Origin of the sequence: Flavobacterium sp. KACC 22758, assembly GCF_028736135.1 — a bacterium.
GTDB lineage: Bacteria > Bacteroidota > Bacteroidia > Flavobacteriales > Flavobacteriaceae > Flavobacterium > Flavobacterium johnsoniae.
Genome location: NZ_CP117878.1, coordinates 4,957,115 through 4,974,174, shown reverse-complemented (window position 1 = coordinate 4,974,174; position 17,060 = coordinate 4,957,115). Strand labels below are relative to the sequence as shown.

Annotated in this window: 16 protein-coding genes; 7 read left to right on the top strand and 9 right to left on the bottom strand. The window is 33.8% G+C overall.

Annotation, left to right across the window (positions count from 1 at the left end):
• Positions 1-112: 112 nt before the first annotated feature.
• The 4 genes from PQ462_RS21135 (at position 113) to PQ462_RS21120 (ending at position 4,396) form a co-directional block, all read left to right on the top strand.
• Complete coding sequence (locus PQ462_RS21135; RefSeq protein ID WP_274251462.1) at positions 113-568, top strand: hypothetical protein; 456 nt, start codon at positions 113-115, stop codon at positions 566-568.
• 320 nt (positions 569-888) lie between these two features.
• Positions 889-1,302 (top strand): DUF1842 domain-containing protein, encoded by a 414-nt coding sequence (locus PQ462_RS21130; RefSeq protein ID WP_149206197.1) that lies wholly within the window; start codon positions 889-891, stop codon positions 1,300-1,302.
• 156 nt (positions 1,303-1,458) lie between these two features.
• Positions 1,459-2,931: a hypothetical protein gene (locus tag PQ462_RS21125; RefSeq protein WP_274251461.1), complete on the top strand. Its 1,473-nt coding sequence runs from the start codon at positions 1,459-1,461 to the stop codon at positions 2,929-2,931.
• A gap of 202 nt (positions 2,932-3,133) precedes the next feature.
• Positions 3,134-4,396 carry a cation:proton antiporter gene (locus tag PQ462_RS21120; protein WP_012022525.1) on the top strand — a complete coding sequence of 421 codons (1,263 nt, stop codon included), beginning with the start codon at positions 3,134-3,136 and terminating at the stop codon, positions 4,394-4,396.
• Between the two features lie 185 nt (positions 4,397-4,581).
• Here PQ462_RS21120 and PQ462_RS21115 read toward each other — a convergent pair whose 3' ends face one another.
• The 9 genes from PQ462_RS21115 to PQ462_RS21075 all read right to left on the bottom strand — a co-directional run bounded on the left by PQ462_RS21115 (position 4,582) and on the right by PQ462_RS21075 (position 14,255).
• A complete protein-coding gene (locus PQ462_RS21115; protein ID WP_274251460.1) occupies positions 4,582-5,241 on the bottom strand; it encodes a SanA/YdcF family protein in 660 nt (219 codons plus the stop codon).
• 165 nt (positions 5,242-5,406) lie between these two features.
• Complete coding sequence (locus tag PQ462_RS21110) at positions 5,407-7,434, bottom strand: M3 family metallopeptidase (protein ID WP_274251459.1); 2,028 nt, start codon at positions 7,432-7,434, stop codon at positions 5,407-5,409.
• 36 nt (positions 7,435-7,470) lie between these two features.
• The gene (locus PQ462_RS21105) at positions 7,471-7,758 is read right to left on the bottom strand and encodes a type II toxin-antitoxin system RelE/ParE family toxin (protein WP_274251458.1); all 288 of its coding nucleotides are present in this window, start codon (positions 7,756-7,758) and stop codon (positions 7,471-7,473) included.
• The gene (locus tag PQ462_RS21100; RefSeq protein WP_274251457.1) at positions 7,758-7,985 is read right to left on the bottom strand and encodes a hypothetical protein; all 228 of its coding nucleotides are present in this window, start codon (positions 7,983-7,985) and stop codon (positions 7,758-7,760) included. The genes PQ462_RS21105 and PQ462_RS21100 overlap by 1 nt, the downstream gene beginning before the upstream one ends.
• 161 nt (positions 7,986-8,146) lie before the next feature.
• Entirely contained in the window at positions 8,147-8,632 is a 486-nt protein-coding gene (gene purE / locus PQ462_RS21095) for a 5-(carboxyamino)imidazole ribonucleotide mutase (protein ID WP_073418297.1), read from the bottom strand.
• Between the two features lie 116 nt (positions 8,633-8,748).
• A complete protein-coding gene (locus tag PQ462_RS21090) occupies positions 8,749-9,903 on the bottom strand; it encodes a 5-(carboxyamino)imidazole ribonucleotide synthase (RefSeq protein ID WP_274251456.1) in 1,155 nt (384 codons plus the stop codon).
• Positions 9,904-10,110: 207 nt separating this feature from the next.
• Complete coding sequence (locus PQ462_RS21085) at positions 10,111-10,668, bottom strand: hypothetical protein (protein WP_274251455.1); 558 nt, start codon at positions 10,666-10,668, stop codon at positions 10,111-10,113.
• A gap of 24 nt (positions 10,669-10,692) precedes the next feature.
• Positions 10,693-12,783 carry a TonB-dependent receptor gene (locus PQ462_RS21080; RefSeq protein ID WP_274251454.1) on the bottom strand — a complete coding sequence of 697 codons (2,091 nt, stop codon included), beginning with the start codon at positions 12,781-12,783 and terminating at the stop codon, positions 10,693-10,695.
• A gap of 200 nt (positions 12,784-12,983) precedes the next feature.
• Positions 12,984-14,255, bottom strand: a complete 1,272-nt coding sequence (locus PQ462_RS21075; protein WP_274251453.1) for a PQQ-dependent sugar dehydrogenase — start codon at positions 14,253-14,255, stop codon at positions 12,984-12,986.
• Positions 14,256-14,442: 187 nt separating this feature from the next.
• Between PQ462_RS21075 and hpt the strand changes: the two genes are divergently transcribed.
• The 3 genes from hpt to PQ462_RS21060 all read left to right on the top strand — a co-directional run bounded on the left by hpt (position 14,443) and on the right by PQ462_RS21060 (position 16,962).
• On the top strand, positions 14,443-14,973 hold the full coding sequence (gene hpt, locus PQ462_RS21070; RefSeq protein WP_073409078.1) for a hypoxanthine phosphoribosyltransferase: 531 nt from the start codon (positions 14,443-14,445) through the stop codon (positions 14,971-14,973).
• Between the two features lie 71 nt (positions 14,974-15,044).
• Positions 15,045-15,617, top strand: coding sequence for an adenylate kinase (locus PQ462_RS21065; RefSeq protein ID WP_012022512.1), 573 nt, complete (start codon positions 15,045-15,047; stop codon positions 15,615-15,617).
• A 70-nt stretch (positions 15,618-15,687) separates the two neighbouring features.
• A complete protein-coding gene (locus tag PQ462_RS21060; protein ID WP_274251452.1) occupies positions 15,688-16,962 on the top strand; it encodes a hemolysin family protein in 1,275 nt (424 codons plus the stop codon).
• Positions 16,963-17,060: the final 98 nt, after the last annotated feature.

Sequence of the window (17,060 nt, the reverse complement as noted above, 5' to 3'; positions counted from 1 at the left end):
GTACCTCCTAGTTTCCTCGGAGGTACTAATTCTTTATTATTGAAAATATTTTATATGTCATTCATTAAGAATAAAATTGACAGCAGTTGGTTAAACTCAATAAATTAATACTGTGATTGAAAGTAATAAAGAAATAAGAAAATCTAAAATTGCTCCGTCAACATGTACTGTCTTTATCCAAGTATGGGTTGATGTTAATATGTTGTATACAAACAATCCAGAAAAAGGCTGTTATGTAGTTGATAACAGAAGTAAATATTCTGAATTTGAAGGCACTGATCAATTACAGACTTGCGTTGTGTCTGGCAGTAAAATCTGCTGGAGTATACTGCCTGTTGATCCGCAATATAACGGCAAGCTAATTATAACTTCAATTAATGTAGAATTTGCCTATAATGACCCGCCTTTGCCTTACGATGATAATTTAAATATTTGGACTGGAATTGCTGCGGTTACTCTTACACTTAAAAGTATTCCTGGTAATTTAACTTTTAGTTACAATGATAGTTCCTTGAGCCGTACAGTTGTATTGCCTATTTGTGTAAGACCTTCTACTAGCGGATGCTGAGGACTATCTGAAGGACTCGTTTTACGGTGTTTTTGAAAGTCATTTTAAGATAATTGAAAAAAATAAAAACTGCTTATTTTTTCTTGTGTCATCTTTTTCGAGTTTTATGACTCAAAATTCTCATTTCATAACATTTTTTTAATTATGTCTATCAATCTAATATAGTTTTGGTATAGAAATAAACCCGATCCTATTATTTAAAATGTTGGTTAAAAGCAATTAAATAATAAAAACAAATCAAATAGGTGGAGCAGAACCCACTAGAAAAAACGAGGCGGATCCGAAAAGCCATACGAGTAGGAAACCAAAAACGAAAAGTTATGTCAGATTTATTAGCAGGTGCTTACTTAGCAAAAGGCACAATTGGAAATGTTGGAACACCAGGTGCTCCAATCGCATCATTTAGTTTAGTTGTTGTACCATCACAAAATTCTGTTTCTGGTACAGTAGTAATTACTCAGGCTGTACATGGTCCTGATAGCCATATTGTTGTTCCGGTAACTGGAAAAATATATGCAACTGGATTTGGACAATTTACACAAGTTGTGAGTTTAAAAGGACAGTATGTTCACACTTTTCCTCCTCCTGCAATTGGTGCTTTTTTAGCAGATTTTGATGCTCATTTAGCTATTGATGGTTCATGGAATGGAACAGGAGGTTTTTCATATTATCAACATGATGTTGAAAATGTACCAGTAAAAGCTGCTGCAAATTTACAAGCTGAGTTGGCATAAAAAAAGACCCCAAATTTTAACAACTCCAAAAACGATATGATTAGGAATTTAATAGATTTCCTGATTTGGTTACTGTTTTGATTTAAAGGGTCGTCTGTTTTAGACGGCCCTTTTTTATTACCCAAAAAATAAATCTCAAAAAAATAAATCTCAAAAATGAAAAAGAAAACAATTATAACCACAGCAGTTGCTCTTACAGCAGCAGCGGGGTCATTATTTTTTTTGAATAAAGAAAAAATAATGGATAAAACCGCGTATGCCGATAATGCAGCTGAATCTTGCAATTGCGAAGCCGGCTGGTTTCCGCATGAGCAGACTCCCGCGCCAGCAGAAGGCGACGGAAGTCCATTTGATTCTTCAAGCACTACCAATTGTATTTTTCATCAATGGTCATGGCAAAAATTTTTATGGGCAACAAAACCTCTGCCAAGCGGCAATCCGCTGTTTTTAGATTCTTTAGATATTGTTACTCCAGAAATGGAACGTGTTAGTCCGCAGTTAGGCGTAAAATTGGTTTTAACCTCAATTGCTCAGGCAGGTCCGGCTGGTGTTTTAGTCTCTAATCCAAAGGTCGTTCCGGGAAAAACTGCTGGCGATACTGTCTTTTATTCTATACACGTAAACAAAATATTATTTGATAAGGCGATTATTGCAGCTTCAGAAATTAACAGCGGAAAAACACCTTATTCAAATCTGGAGACATTTCCGGTTGGTTCGCTTGAATTAAAAGTTTCATGGATCAGCACAGCTTCAATTCCAAAAGAAAAACTGGGAGATTACTTTATTACTAAAGCTGCAGTTAAAAATAAAGCCGGACAATATGAAGCAAAATCGGTAGCATTACTGGGAATGCATGTTGTTGGAGTTGTAAAAAATCATCCTGAATTTATCTGGGCTACTTTTGAGCATAAAGAGATGGCTCCAATTTATGACTGGACAAATAATTCTGTAACAGCAAATGATGAAAAACTGCTTTATGAAAGCGGTACAGATTCGGGCTTAAAAGGTATTACCTGGGATAGAACTAATAAGAAACCATTAGTGCCGGGTAAAGCATTTGTTCTTTATGAATATGGAGTTCCAAAAGTTGTTGAAACTAATGATTACATGAAAACAAGCCAGTCAGAGCCAGTTAATTTTAATAATATTGATTTCATTAATAAATGTGTAGCTTCAAAACTAAAAGATGTTTTTAAAAATTACTTTTATAACGGCTCAATCTGGCTGGATACTGATGGAATGTCTCCTTCAGATCAGGCGAAAGCAATTGTAAAAAGACAAATATCAAGTGTACTTCCAGATTCATTGGCGAGAGGTTCTTCAAACTTGGCCAATATTACAATGGAAACTTATACGCAGACATTTAAAGACAGCATTCATAAAATTAATGCCGGCAATTTGGTAAACTGCTTTACTTGTCATCAATCTCAAAATTTTGATAAAACCCGCGGTATAGGAAAATCGCCTTTGTATTTAAGCCACATTTTCGAGTCTTACTTATACACAACAAAACCTAAACCGGTAACAGGGAAAAATGCAAGTAATACTAACCTGAAAGTACAACGTATAGAAGAAACAGAATCACTTAAACTAAAACAGTTTGATGAGTTTGTTCGTAACAATAAATAATACACAAAGGTGTTTTATTGATTTTGCTCCAAAAGATGAAAAACCGAAGCATTGCTTCGGTTTTTCGATTTATTGTTTGTTTTCTTTTGAGAAGTTAGGGGTTTTAAGAATGTTTTTCTGAAAATTATAAAGTTATGTTAATTCAATACTTGAAATTTTAAATTAAATAATGAGAAAGATATTTTTGTAAAAATCACAATTTATGGAATTATACTACACTTTTTCAGTACTTATTGTACTAGCCTCTTTCTTCGCCTATTTGAATTTAAGATTTTTAAAACTTCCGGGAACTATAGGAATCATGATTATTGCCATGTTGGTTTCAGTTGGAATTCGCTTACTGGGAGATTCTTATTTTCCTGCTACTACAAGACATTTTTTTGATTTAATAAAAGAATTTGATTTCAATGAAATCTTAATGGGAGCAATGTTGAATTTTCTTTTATTTGCTGGAGCACTGCACGTAAATATGGCTGATTTGAAAGAACAGAAAGTGCCTATCATGATTTATTCTACAGTAAGCGTTGTATTATCTGCTTTAATTATTTCGATGCTCTTATATTATATCGCACCGTTTTTAGGAATCAATATTCCTTATGTATTCTGTTTGGTTTTTGGAACCCTGATTTCTCCAACCGATCCAATCGTGGTGCTGGGTGTTTTAAAAGAAGCCAAAGTTCCTAAAAGAATAGAAACTAAAATTGTTGGAGAATCTTTGTTTAATGATGGAGTAGCGGTAGTTATGTTTGCTGTTGTTCTTAAAATGGCAACTGACCCAACATTTGATGTGAGTTTTAGTTCTATCGCTTGGCTTTTTGCAAAAGAAGGAATTGGCGGACTTTTATTAGGAGCTGTTTTTGGATTTACAGCATCAAAAGTCATGAAGAAAATCGACGATTATAAAGTTTCGGTTTTAATAACACTTTCAATTGTAACTGGCGGATTTTTAGTTGCACAGAGTTTACACGTTTCAAGTCCGCTGGCGATGGTTGTTGCCGGATTAATTATTGGAAACTATGGTAAAAAAGTTGCGATGAGCGAAGTAACTAAAGATTACTTAGGAAAGTTTTGGGAACTTATCGACGAAATCTTAAATGCGGTTCTATTCTTATTTATCGGTTTTGAATTGTTATTACTTCCAGATTTAAACAAACAATTGCTAACAGGATTTGTAGCTATTTTTATCGTTCTTTTCTCAAGATTGACTTCTATAGTTCTGCCTTGGAAATTCTTTGATATTTTTAAGTTCTTCGGAATTAAATCTGCTTATAATAAAGGTTCGTTGATGGTTTTGGTTTGGGGCGGAATTCGCGGCGGAGTTTCGATTGCTTTGGTACTTTCTATGCCTGAAGGAGAATATAAAAACCTTTTACTTGAAGTAACTTATATCGTAGTCTTATTTTCAATTGTTGTACAAGGACTTACAGTTGGAAAATTAGCTAAAAGAGTTTTGGAGAAAGAGTAAGAAAATAGAGTTAAGAATAAAGAGCAAAGAAAATAAATGCTAGAATAAAGATTTTATTTTAAAACTAAAAAAGGACTGTCTCAAAGTGAGTCAGTCCTTTTTTTATAGCTCCAGAGGAGCGTAATGATTATAGAAAATGCGATTCCAAATATCAAAAGCTCCAGCGGAGCGACACAATATTTTATTTATCGTTTATCTTCTTTAGAATAGTTCGATTCTCCGTTAATATTAATCTCTCCGCCTAAAAAACGAGGTTCGCGATTTCTTAGAACATCAAAGAAAGATTTAAAAACAGAAAGGTATTCTCTAAAAGTAACATATTTGTATCCTAAATATTCTCCATTATTAGCAGAAAAACCAACTGACTTTATTTCTAATTTGTTACCAATATAAACCGCGCGGTTTAAATGATATTCCTGAGAGATTAAAGTGGCTTTCTTAATTTTGAAAATATGTTTAGCACGATACATTGTTGAGTAAGTATCAAAACCTGCATAATCAACAAATATTTTGGTTGTATCAACGCCTTGATTGTAACAGTAATTTTTCATTACAGTTAATTCATCATATTCATCACGGCCATTATCTCCCGAAAGTAAAATTTTATTGATACGTTTTGCTTTCCAAAGCATAATCCCTGCATCCAAACGATCTTTTAAATATTTGCTTGGCTGATCTCCGTTAATTCCTGCTCCAAAAATAATTCCCACATCATTTTTAGGTAACTTTTTAATTGAGTAATAAATCTTGGTTTCGGTTGAGGATTTTACCCAATAATTTACTGTAACAACCGCAATTAACCCAATGATGGAAAGATAAAACGCTATTTTAATATATTTTTTCACGACTTATTTTTGTAAGATTAAGATTTAAAAAATGCGAAGATAGTTAAAGTAAAACAAATAAAAAACCGAAGCATTTCTACTTCGGTTTCAAAATTTAATTATCTAAAAAACTCCGCAACTTAGTCCCGATAGCTATCGGGATAGTATCTTAGAAACTTAGTATCTCTATAACAATCCCGCTCTTTTCAATAAAGCTTCCGGTTTTGGTTCCTGACCTCTAAAACGTTTGTATAAAGTCATTGGATGTTCTGTTCCTCCTTTTGAAAGAACGTTATCTTTAAATTTCTTAGCAATTTCTTCGTTGAAAATTCCATTTTCATGGAAATATTCGAAAGCATCTGCATCGAGAACTTCAGCCCATTTGTAGCTGTAATATCCAGAAGAATACCCGCCTTGAAAAATATGAGAGAAAGCGGTACTCATGGCATTTTCTTTTACATCAGGATACAATTGTGTGTTAGCAAATTGTTCTGTTTCGAAAGCTTTAAGATCAGTAATATTAGTTGGATCTTGTCCGTGCCAAGCCATATCTAATAATCCAAAACTTAATTGGCGTAAAGTTGCTAAACCTTCTTGGAAACTTGCACTTTCTTTAATTTTCTGAACGTACTCAATCGGAATAATTTCTCCCGTTTCATAGTGATTCGCAAACAAAGCCAAAGCTTCCGGCTCGTAACACCAGTTTTCCATAATCTGACTTGGTAATTCTACGAAATCCCAGTAAACAGAAGTTCCGGACAAACTTGGGTAAACTGTATCAGCCAGCATTCCGTGTAATCCGTGTCCGAATTCGTGGAATAAAGTCGTTACTTCATTAAAAGTTAATAATGAAGGTTTTGTTTCTGTTGGTTTTGTAAAATTACAAACGTTAGAAATATGTGGTCTTTCGTTTACGCCGTCTTTTACATATTGCGATTTGAATGAAGTCATCCAAGCACCGTTTCTTTTTCCTTTTCTTGGGAAGAAATCAGCATAGAAAATAGAAACTAAATTATTATCAGCATCTCTTACTTCATAAGTGGTAACTTCTTCGTGGTATTTATCAATATCAAAAACCTCAGTAAAAGTTAAACCGTATAATTTTTTGGCAACTATAAATGCACCGTCTAAAACTTTTTCTAATTGAAAATAAGGTTTCAGCTTTTCATCATCTAAATTAAAAAGCTGTTGTTTTAATTTTTCAGAATAATAAGCGCCGTCCCATTTTTCTAATTGTTCTATTCCGTCTAATTCTTTCGCAAAAGCGGTTAATTCAGCAAATTCTTTTTGAGCAGCTGGTTTTGCTTTTGCCAATAAATCATTTAAAAAAGAGAAAACTTTCTCTGGACTTTCGGCCATTCTTTCTTCGAGAACAAAATGCGCATGTGTTTTATAACCTAATAAATTGGCTCTTTCATGACGAAGTTTGGCAATTTTTAGTACGTTTTCTTCATTGTTGAATTCGTTATTCTGAAATGCTTTTGCGCCAAAAGCAATCGCCATTTTTTTACGCAGTTCGCGATTATCAGCATAAGTTAAAAACGGAATGTAACTTGGATGATCTAATGTGAAAATCCAGCCTTCTTTTTCCTGATTTTTAGCTAATAATCTAGCAGCTTCGATTGTTCCCTCTGGTAAGCCAGATAAATCTTTTTCATCAGTTAAATGCAGTTCGAAGTTGTTGGTTTCTGCTAAAACATTTTCGCCAAACTGCAAGCTCAATTTCGATAATTCTTTGTCAATTTCTCTTAACTGGTTTTTCTTGTCTTCTGGCAGATTAGCTCCGTTTCTCGAAAAGCTTTTGTACTTTTTGTCTAATAAAGTAGTTTGCTCTGGATTCAGATTTAAACTTTCTTTTTGATCATAAACCGCTTTTACTTTCGCAAATAATTCAGCATTTAAGCGAATGTCATTTCCAAATTCTGAAAGTAGAGGCGAAACTTCCTGCGCAATTTTCTGCATTTCGTCATTCGTTTCAGCCGAATTTAAATTGAAGAAAATACTAGAAAGACGATCTAAAATGTCGCCAGAATAATCCATTGCCACAATTGTGTTTTCAAAAGTGGGTGCATCCGGATTATTTACGATCGCATCAATTTCGGCTTTAGCCAATGCAATTCCTTCGTTAAAAGCAGGAACATAATCTTCGATTTTAATTTGCGAAAAAGGCGCGGTGTTATGTTTGGTGTTAAAGTATTGTGTTAAAACGCTCATATTGTGTATGCTGTTTAAAAATATAAAATTAGAAAATCATAATTTGAATTTCTCCGTATCCTGAAAAGTATTCCAAAATCGAAGTAACTCTAAATTAGTGTTTTCGATACGATAATAAAGTGAAATATGTTTGGTAATGACAATTTTATAAACGCTTTTGAAGTTTGTTTTTATAAATAAAACATTGTCATTTTTTAAAAGCTCTATTGTGGTATTTACTTTGTCGATGAAATTTTGAGCAGCTTTTTCAGACCATTCGCCTTCTAAATAATCGATGTTGTTCCAAAAGTCTTTTTTAGCTTGTGGAGCCCAAGTTACATTCATTATTTAAAATATTTTGAATAACGATTTTTGGTTTCTTCCATAACAACATCATGCTGAATTCCTTCATTATTATCTAAAGAATAAATAGCCTCATTTATATTGCTTTTTTGCTCTTTGGAAAGGCTTTCTTTAGATTGAATTAAGTCAACAATTTCCTGAATTAAATCAGGATTATCAATGTCTAAAACAATTTTAGCGAGCTCTATTTTAGAAGTTTGAATGTTCATTTTGCTTTTTTCTCAAAGTTAAGTTTTTCTTTTAGAAATTTTTATAATGATTAGTTAATTCTTGAAGCAGCTTGTTTCGCAAAGATTCACTAAGAAAAAAACACAGAGATTCACAAAAAAATTGTGCGCCTCTGTGTCTTCTTTTATATATCTCTGAGAAATTACTTCTTCAAACCTTCAGCCGCTTTATTAACCGCAGCTTTCAATTCTTCTTTATAAGAAATGATAGTATCTAAAACTTTTTTGTCATGGCTTCCAATGATTTGTGCTGCTAAGATCCCAGCATTTTTTGCACCGTTTAAAGCTACAGTTGCAACAGGAACGCCGCCTGGCATTTGCAGGATTGATAATACTGAATCCCAGCCATCAATCGAATTGCTTGATTTTACTGGAACTCCAATTACTGGAAGCGGAGACATTGAAGCCACCATTCCTGGTAAATGCGCTGCACCGCCCGCTCCGGCAATAATTACCGAAATACCGCGGTTGTGTGCATTTTTGCTGAAATCGAATAATTTCTCCGGCGTTCTGTGTGCCGAAACGATATCTACTTCAACTTCTACATTAAATTGTTTTAATATGTCGATTGCATCCTGCATAACTGGCATGTCTGAGATGCTTCCCATTATAATGGCTACTTTGCTCATTGTGTTTTTGTTTGTTTTGTTTCAGGTTTCAGGTTTCAAGTTTTTGGAAACTGAAAACCGATACTGAAAACTGTTTATTTTGTTTTAAGTTATAAACAGTGACTAATCACTAATTACTATTCACTAATCACTTTAATAGTATTCTTAACTTCTTGTGCAATTCTTCTGGCTTCCTGCATGTTTTCATTTACGATTGTAACGTGTCCCATTTTTCTGAAAGGGCGAGTTTCTTTTTTACCGTAAATATGCGGCGTAACGCCATCCCATCCTAAAATGGTTTCGATGTTTTCATATACTACATTTCCAGAATGACCTTCGGCACCCACTAAATTTACCATAATTCCGGCAACTTTACTGTCTGTGTTTCCTAACGGAAGATCTAAAATAGCACGTAAATGATTTTCGAATTGTGAAGTGTAGCTTGCTTCGATTGAATAATGTCCTGAATTGTGCGGACGCGGCGCTACTTCATTCACCAAAATTTCATCGTCCTGAGTCTGGAACATTTCAACAGCCAAAAGTCCAACATGATTAAATTTCTCCGAAACATTCAAAGCAATTGCTCTGGCTTTTTCAGCTACTTTTTCGTCGATTCTTGCCGGGCAGATTACGTATTCAACCTGATTGGCTTCTGGGTGAAATTCCATTTCTACAACTGGATATGTTTTAATTTCTCCAGATGGATTTCTTACTACAATTACCGCCAATTCGTTTTTGAACGGTACCATCATTTCTGCAATACATTCTACATTTGGTAAATCGTCCATATCAGAAATCTGACGAATTACTTTTACGCCATTTCCGTCGTAACCAAACTCTGTGCATTTCCATACAAACGGAATGGTGATTTCGTTGTTTCCAACAGATTTTTGCAAATGTGCAGGACTTTCAAAACGTAAATACGATGCAGTTGGGATATTACTTTGAGTATAAAAATCTTTTTGAGTTCCTTTATTCTGAATTCCTTTTAAAGTTTTAGGAGACGGATATACTTTTACGCCTTCGTTTTCTAACTGCGTTAAAGCTTCAAGGTTTACCAATTCGATTTCAAAAGTCAGAACATCGACTTGTTTTCCAAAGTTGTAAACCGTTTCATAATCCATTAAATCGCCTTTAAAGAATTTGTTGCAGGCAATTTTACTTGGCGCTTCGTCACTTGGATCCAGAACGTAAGTTTGTATGTCAAATTTTCTGGTGTCGAACAAAAGCATTTTGCCTAATTGTCCGCCGCCTAATATTCCTAATTTAAAATCAGAAGAAAAATAATTCATTTTGAGTTGTGTTTTTGCAAAGATACTTTTTAATCTTTTTTCAGCCAAAATTTAGTTTTTCTGCCCCGAACTGCACGAATTATTTTTAAGTCTCGCCACAGATTAAAAGGATTAAAATGATTTTCTACTTTTTGTTTTTGCCACGAATTCTCGAATTTTTATTAAATCTATGTTTAAAAATAATTCGTGAATTCGTGGCTATTAAAACTATTCAATTTTTTTTAAAACTTCACGTGCAACGGCTTTGTAAGCTGCCGAATGATCTCCGTAATCTTTATTCAGGATGATTTGTAATTCTGGATGAATCCAGTCGTAGTGGTTTCCTAAAACATATAATGTTCTTATAGAATACGCTTTTGTCGCAACTTTTACGTCGTTAATAAGCCAGTCAAAACTTGTCTCTATGCAGTCCTGAAGATTTTTTTCTGATAGATGAATACTATTTTCGTCTTTTTTATAATGCGATTTTACTAAGAGCTGTACGACTTTTGCAATAGGGCGAATAGAACTTTCATCTTTTAAAACTTTTAGATTCGAAAAGAAAAAATCGAGATGAGGCTGCAGCCAAAGCAATTCTTCATACGATACAAATTCTAAAATCCAGCAGGCTTTGTGATTGTTTTTGTCTTCGGGAGAAAAACAAATCGAAATTAATTCATTAAACAAATATGGATTTTCGAGAACATCCTGTGCGCACTTTAAACGGTTTTCCCGATAAGCGCTTACATAATCCAGTTTTTCCTGTAATTCAGAAAGTACGGTCATTGAATTTGTTTTGGTTTCAAGCATCTAAAATAAATAATTTAAGGATACGGCTCCGTAATAATTTACAGGAAGTCCCGGATAATAATATCGTGGAGATGAGTTTCCTGTAGGCACTGCATTTGGCAGAATCAGCGAAGCATATTTCTCATTGGTTACATTGTTTACCCCGGCAGAAATATGGCTCGTTAAATCTCGTAAAATTTCAAATCGATAACCTGTTTTTAAATTTAGAATAGTGTATGAATCTGAATATGCTGTGTTGGCATCATTTAACTGAATTTCTCCCACAAATTGATAATCAGTACTAAAGTAAACGCCAATATTGGTATTTAATGTTATGCCTGCATTAATTTTTTGAGGGGCAACTCCTGTTAGTTTGTTTCCAGAAAAATCATTACCGCTGTCAATAAATTCCTTGAATTTGTAATTCCCTATAGATCCTGCTAAATAAGAGTTCAACGCCAAAAAACGATTAATGGGCCAATTGTGATTTAAAGTAATTTCGATTCCTTCATGAAATGTTTTTCCCGCATTTGTGCCCACATATTGGTCATCGCCGACTCTTTTGGCAACTAGTAAGTCTTTAATCTCCATTCGGTACAAAGACATTTCGGTATAAAGTCTTTTGTTGAAAAAGTAGAATTTTCCACCGACTTCAAAATTATATCCGTTTTCAGGTTTTATGTCAGGATTGATTTTGCCTTCACTTGTAAGTGTTTCTTCTGTTGCAGGAAGTGAAAATCCCCGGCTTACAGAAAAATAAAGTGTTTTTAAAGAATTTGGTTTGTATAGAAATGAAATTTGCGGCGAGAAAATGCCATCATAACTATATTCTTCATTGATGTTTTCTGTATAATTGTTGAGGTCAAATCTGGTTTTATTATAATTTAAACCTGCCTGAATTTCTAATTGATCAGATAATAAAGTTCTTAATTGGGAAAATATATTGTAGAAATGTCTTTTTTGATCCGTTTCTGTAAGTTGATTTCCCTGCAGACTTCCTAAACCATTATTTTGCTGATAAAGATTTTGAAAAGTATTCCCATTATAAGTATCTGTAAAATATTCTGCACCGGCAATAAACTGATTTTCGACTCTTCCAATTTTAAAATTTCCTGAAAACTGAGTTCTTGCACCTGTAGCAAATGTATATTGACGAAGAATATCAAACGGACGAGGTTCGTTGCTGTCTTTATAATTGATAAAAACTGAAGTTGAATTCTTCAAATTTTCATTAATCTTAAAATCATAAGCAAGTCCGCCCAAAACCGATTTGTATTCTTTATATCCTTTTGAGGCAACCCAGGTTGGCGCTCCGGCTTTTGGATTTGTATTAAAAACTTCTTTACTAATCGAACTCGGAATAAAAGCCTTTAAATAAGTATAATTTGAAAAGTAGGTAAGTTTGCTGTTTTCTTTTCGGAATAATTCTCCGGCAAGTGTAATTCCTTCGCGATTATAGGAGCTGTTTTCCCGCCAGCCATCCGTTTTTAAATTGTGGTAGCTGATGTTCAAACTTCCTGATTTTTCATCTGAACCAAAATTCAGGCTGTTTTTTAATAATCCAAAAGAACCGAAAACAGTACTTATTCCGGCACTTTGATTTCCGTTGTTAGAAAGTTGAGGTGAAATTAAAATTGCACCGCCCAAACCTGCGCCATAAACACTCGAAAGCGGTCCTTTAATAATTTCGATTTGATTAAGGTTTTCGAGATCAATATCATCAATAACCGTTTCGCTGTTTCCGGATGTTAATGGAATACTGCCATAAAAAGCTCTGATTTTATTGGTTCCGTAGGTAGTTCTTGCACCAATACCGCGAATGGAAATTCGGCTTGTTGTAAAATTAGAAGACTGCATAAATACACCTGGAATTGTATTGATTACCGTTGTAATATCTGTGGTATTATTTTGCAGTAAATCTTTTTTTGAAAGAACACCTATCGAAGCGGGAGTATTTAATAAACTATTATTAATGTGCAGTGAACTGATAACAACTTCTTTAAGCTTTTCAGTTTTAAGAGAATCAATAGTTTTGCTTCCCTTTTTTTGTGCTGCTATGTTTTGAAAAACAAAAAGAACAAAAAGAAGAAAACAATATTTTTTTAAAATCATAAGATAAAATTAAAGGGCAGCGTTTTTTTAAAACACATAGAAACACAGCATTGATTGAGGCAAAAAAGGCGTTTCATGTATTTAACAACTTCTTTTTAAGCAAAAATCTATGTCTCTATGTGTTTAAAATTTTCTTTATAGTTGGTTCTAATCCCTATCCAGATTTGAATTTGGGTTTTAGAATTTGGAATTTAAAATATTTATTTGGCTGTCACTTTCCAAATGGTGTTACTGCTGTCGTCATTTACTAAAAGCGTCCCATCGTTCATAACCGTCACGGCAACCGGACGCCCGTAAACTTCTGCTTTATTTTCATCAGAAATAAAACCTGTTAAAAAATCTTCTGGTTTTCCCGAAGGTTTTCCATCTTTAAAAGGAACGAATAAAACTTTGTAACCCGAAATTTTGGAGCGGTTCCAAGATCCGTGCTGTCCAACGAAAACACCATTTTTATATTTTGCAGGAAAAGCATCTTTTGTGTAAAAAGCTAATCCTAACGATGCTGTATGAGCACCAACCGGAACATCCGGAACAATTGCTTTTTCAACTAAATCTTTTCTTTCGCCTTTCATTCTTGGATCAGGAATACTTCCAAAATAAGAATAAGGCCATCCATAAAAGCCATCTCTTTTTACACTTGTAATATAATCCGGAACTAAGTCATCGCCTAATTCATCACGTTCGTTTACCGCAGTCCAAAGTTCTTTATTAACAGGATTCCAGTCCATTCCAACCGGATTTCGAAGTCCCGAAGCGTAGATTTTTTCACCAGTTCCGTCAGGGTTAATTTCCAAAATACCGGCTCGGCGAACTTCTTTGTCTACACCATGTTCAGCATTATTACTTCCTGAACCTACAGAAACATAAATTTTGCTTCCGTCTGGACTTGCTAATAAATTTCGTGTCCAGTGATTGTTATAACCTCCGGCAGGAAGTTCAAGTATTTTTTCGCCTTTTGTTTCTAATTTCAGCTGGTTGTTTTTATAAGGATAACGGTATAATCCGTCAGTATTTGCGATGTAGAAAAAGTCTTTTAAAACCAGCATTCCAAAAGGTTTGTTTAAACCAGAAATAAAAACCTCACGAGTTTCAAATTTTCCATCTTTGTCTTTATCGCGTAAAACCGTAATTTGATTTTTACTGGATCTTGTTCCGCTTTCAACTACAAAAATATCCTGATTAGGAGCAATATAAGTCCAACGCGGATTTTCGAATCCATCTGCGAATTTTGTTACTGTAAAACCTTCCGGTGCTTTAGGAGTTTTATCTTTTGGCCAGCCAATAACTTTGCTGTTGTTTGTTTTAGATTCGGTTGCATAAGGAGGAGGAAGCGTAATGTCTCCAACCGCGGTTTTAACAACATTGCCCGGCTGTTTCGCTAAAGCTTCTTTTTCTTCTTTTTTCACCTGCCCGTTGCAGGCAGTCATTAGTGCCAATAGTTGTATTGAAAATAATATTAAGGATTTTTTCATTGGTTTTTTGGAGTTAAATAATTATATAAGAACAATTTAATAAAATTAAAAATAGCGACAAGAAGGGATTTGTAAATATTAACTGATCTTTAACATTCGTAAAAAAATATACTTGGACTGCTTATTTTGATATAAACTGTTAAGTTCTAATTCTGTATCTTTGTCCATTATTTTAAAAAGAAAAATAATGATACAACTTCACGATAAACAATTTGTTCCGTTTATTTCGGCTAAAGAAATTGATTTTGCTTTAACCAAATTAGCGGCTCAGGTAGAAGATGATTTTGGAGATGATACTCCTATTTTTATTGGAGTTTTAAACGGTGCCTTTATGGTGGTTTCCGATTTTTTAAAAAAGTATAAAAAACCATGCGAAGTTTCATTTATAAAAATGGCTTCTTATGAAGGAACTGAAACAACAAATTCAGTTAAAGAATTAATTGGAATTAATCAGGATTTGTCAGGCCGAAGTGTTGTCATTATAGAAGATATTGTCGATACAGGAAATACAATCGAAGAGTTGAAGCATTTATTTAAAGCACAAAATGTAAAGCATTTTAAAGTAGCAGCTTTGTTCTTTAAACCAGAGGCTTATAAAAAAGACATGAAAATTGATTATGTGGGAATCAGAATCCCAAATAAATTCATTGTAGGTTACGGACTTGACTATGACGGTTTAGGAAGAAACCTGACTGAAGTTTACAAATTAGCAGAATAATAAACAAAACACAACTATATATTCATTTAAAACTTCTTGAAAAATAAGAAGTAACAACACGTACATTCATTATGATTAACATCGTTTTATTTGGAAAGCCTGGTGCAGGAAAAGGAACTCAGGCAGAATTTTTAAAAGAAAAATACAATCTAACTCACCTTTCTACAGGAGATATTTTTCGTTTCAATTTAAAAAATGATACTGAACTAGGAAAACAAGCAAGAGTTTTTATGGACAATGGAGAATTAGTTCCTTGTGAAGTAACAACTGCAATGTTAATTGACGAAGTAAAAAAACACCCGGATAGTGCAGGATTTTTATTCGACGGATATCCAAGAACTTTAGATCAGGCAGAAGCATTAGATAAATTTTTACCAACAATTGGTTCCAGCGTAACAGCTACAATTGCTTTAGAAGCTGATGACGAAATTTTGGTAAAACGCTTACTTGAAAGAGGAAAAACAAGCGGAAGAGCTGACGATCAGGACGAAGAAAAAATTCGTGTGAGATATCAGGAATACAACGAAAAAACAGCTCCTTTAATTGGATATTACAAAGATCAAAACAAATTTTACGCAGTTGATGGTATCGGAACTATCGAACAAATCACAGAGCGTTTAACATCAGTTATAGATAATTTGTAACAAACGGATTAAAATAGCCCTGTTGCAATTTATAATTGAAAAACCAAATAAATAACGAATCTACTAAACATTGGAAATACTAATAATATTTTTTCTAATACTATTAAACGGAGTTTTTTCTATGTCTGAAATTGCCCTTATTTCAGCTAGAAAAAACCGACTGGAAACAGCAGCAAAAAAAGGAAATAAAAGTGCAAAAACAGCACTCGATCTGGCTAATTCGCCTAACAAGTTTTTATCGACAGTTCAAATTGGAATTACCTTAATTGGAATTTTAACGGGTATTTATTCTGGAGATAAAATTACGGCCGATGTTGAGGTTTTTGTTGCAGGATTTGTCGCTTTAAAACCTTACGCACACTCAGTTGCAGTAGGAATTGTTGTTGTTGTTTTAACGTTTTTCTCTCTGGTTTTAGGAGAATTGCTGCCAAAACGAATTGGATTAAATTATCCGGAATCGATTGCTAAAATGGTTGCAATGCCAATGAAAGTAATTTCGATAATTACTGCACCTTTTATTTGGTTATTAACTTCGTCAACAGATTTTTTACTGAATATTTTTCAGATAAAACCAACTGCAGACGGAAAAGTTACCGAAGAAGAAATTAAAGCTATCATTAAAGAAGGAACAGAAGTAGGAGAAGTTCAGGAAATTGAACAAGATATTGTGGAGCGTGTTTTTCATATTGGCGACCGAAAAGTAAGTTCGCTTATGACACACCGTAAATCAGTAGACATGCTTCCGTTGAATGCTGATAGAACTAAAATAAAAGAATTAGTTGTTCAGGATTTACATGCCGTTTATCCGGTTTACAACGAAAATTACGATGATATCGTTGGTGTAGTTACTTTAAAAAACATATTTGCTAATATCGAAAACGACAATTTTGATTTTGCTTCTATAATGACAGATGCTCCTTATTTAATGGAACAAACTACTGCTTACAAAGCTTTGGAAAATTTCAAAAAAACTGGAGTTCACTATGCATTAGTTTCAGATGAATACGGCGTTTTTCAGGGAATGATTACTTTAAATGACATTCTGGAAGCGCTGGTTGGAGATGCATCAGAATTTTACAAAGATGAATTCCAGCTTATAGAAAGAGAAGACGGATCATGGCTGGTTGACGGACATTATTCGCTGCACGATTTCTTAACGTATTTTGAGTTAGATGAGCTGACAAATGATTACGAAGTAAACACAGTAAGCGGAATGATTATGACTGAGCTTTCTCATATTCCTAAAGAAGGAGAAAAACTCGTTTGGCAGAAATTCGTTCTGGAAGTTGTTGACATGGATGGTGTTAAAATTGATAAAGTGCTTGTAAAAACGCTTAAAGAATAAATAAAAAAGTTTTCAGTCGCAGTTTTCAGCCGCAGTTTGTGCTGAAAATCTGGACTGGCACTGAAAAATAAATAAAATAGAATTTAGAAATAGAAATT

Coding starts and splice junctions, on each gene's coding strand:
- PQ462_RS21130 (WP_149206197.1), top strand. CDS start 889: ATGTCAGATTTATTAGCAGGTGCTTACTTAGCAAAAGGCACAATTGGA.
- PQ462_RS21125 (WP_274251461.1), top strand. CDS start 1,459: ATGAAAAAGAAAACAATTATAACCACAGCAGTTGCTCTTACAGCAGCA.
- PQ462_RS21120 (WP_012022525.1), top strand. CDS start 3,134: ATGGAATTATACTACACTTTTTCAGTACTTATTGTACTAGCCTCTTTC.
- PQ462_RS21110 (WP_274251459.1), bottom strand. CDS start 7,434: ATGAGCGTTTTAACACAATACTTTAACACCAAACATAACACCGCGCCT.
- PQ462_RS21105 (WP_274251458.1), bottom strand. CDS start 7,758: ATGAATGTAACTTGGGCTCCACAAGCTAAAAAAGACTTTTGGAACAAC.
- PQ462_RS21100 (WP_274251457.1), bottom strand. CDS start 7,985: ATGAACATTCAAACTTCTAAAATAGAGCTCGCTAAAATTGTTTTAGAC.
- purE (WP_073418297.1), bottom strand. CDS start 8,632: ATGAGCAAAGTAGCCATTATAATGGGAAGCATCTCAGACATGCCAGTT.
- PQ462_RS21090 (WP_274251456.1), bottom strand. CDS start 9,903: ATGAATTATTTTTCTTCTGATTTTAAATTAGGAATATTAGGCGGCGGA.
- PQ462_RS21085 (WP_274251455.1), bottom strand. CDS start 10,668: ATGACCGTACTTTCTGAATTACAGGAAAAACTGGATTATGTAAGCGCT.
- PQ462_RS21080 (WP_274251454.1), bottom strand. CDS start 12,783: ATGATTTTAAAAAAATATTGTTTTCTTCTTTTTGTTCTTTTTGTTTTT.
- PQ462_RS21075 (WP_274251453.1), bottom strand. CDS start 14,255: ATGAAAAAATCCTTAATATTATTTTCAATACAACTATTGGCACTAATG.
- hpt (WP_073409078.1), top strand. CDS start 14,443: ATGATACAACTTCACGATAAACAATTTGTTCCGTTTATTTCGGCTAAA.
- PQ462_RS21065 (WP_012022512.1), top strand. CDS start 15,045: ATGATTAACATCGTTTTATTTGGAAAGCCTGGTGCAGGAAAAGGAACT.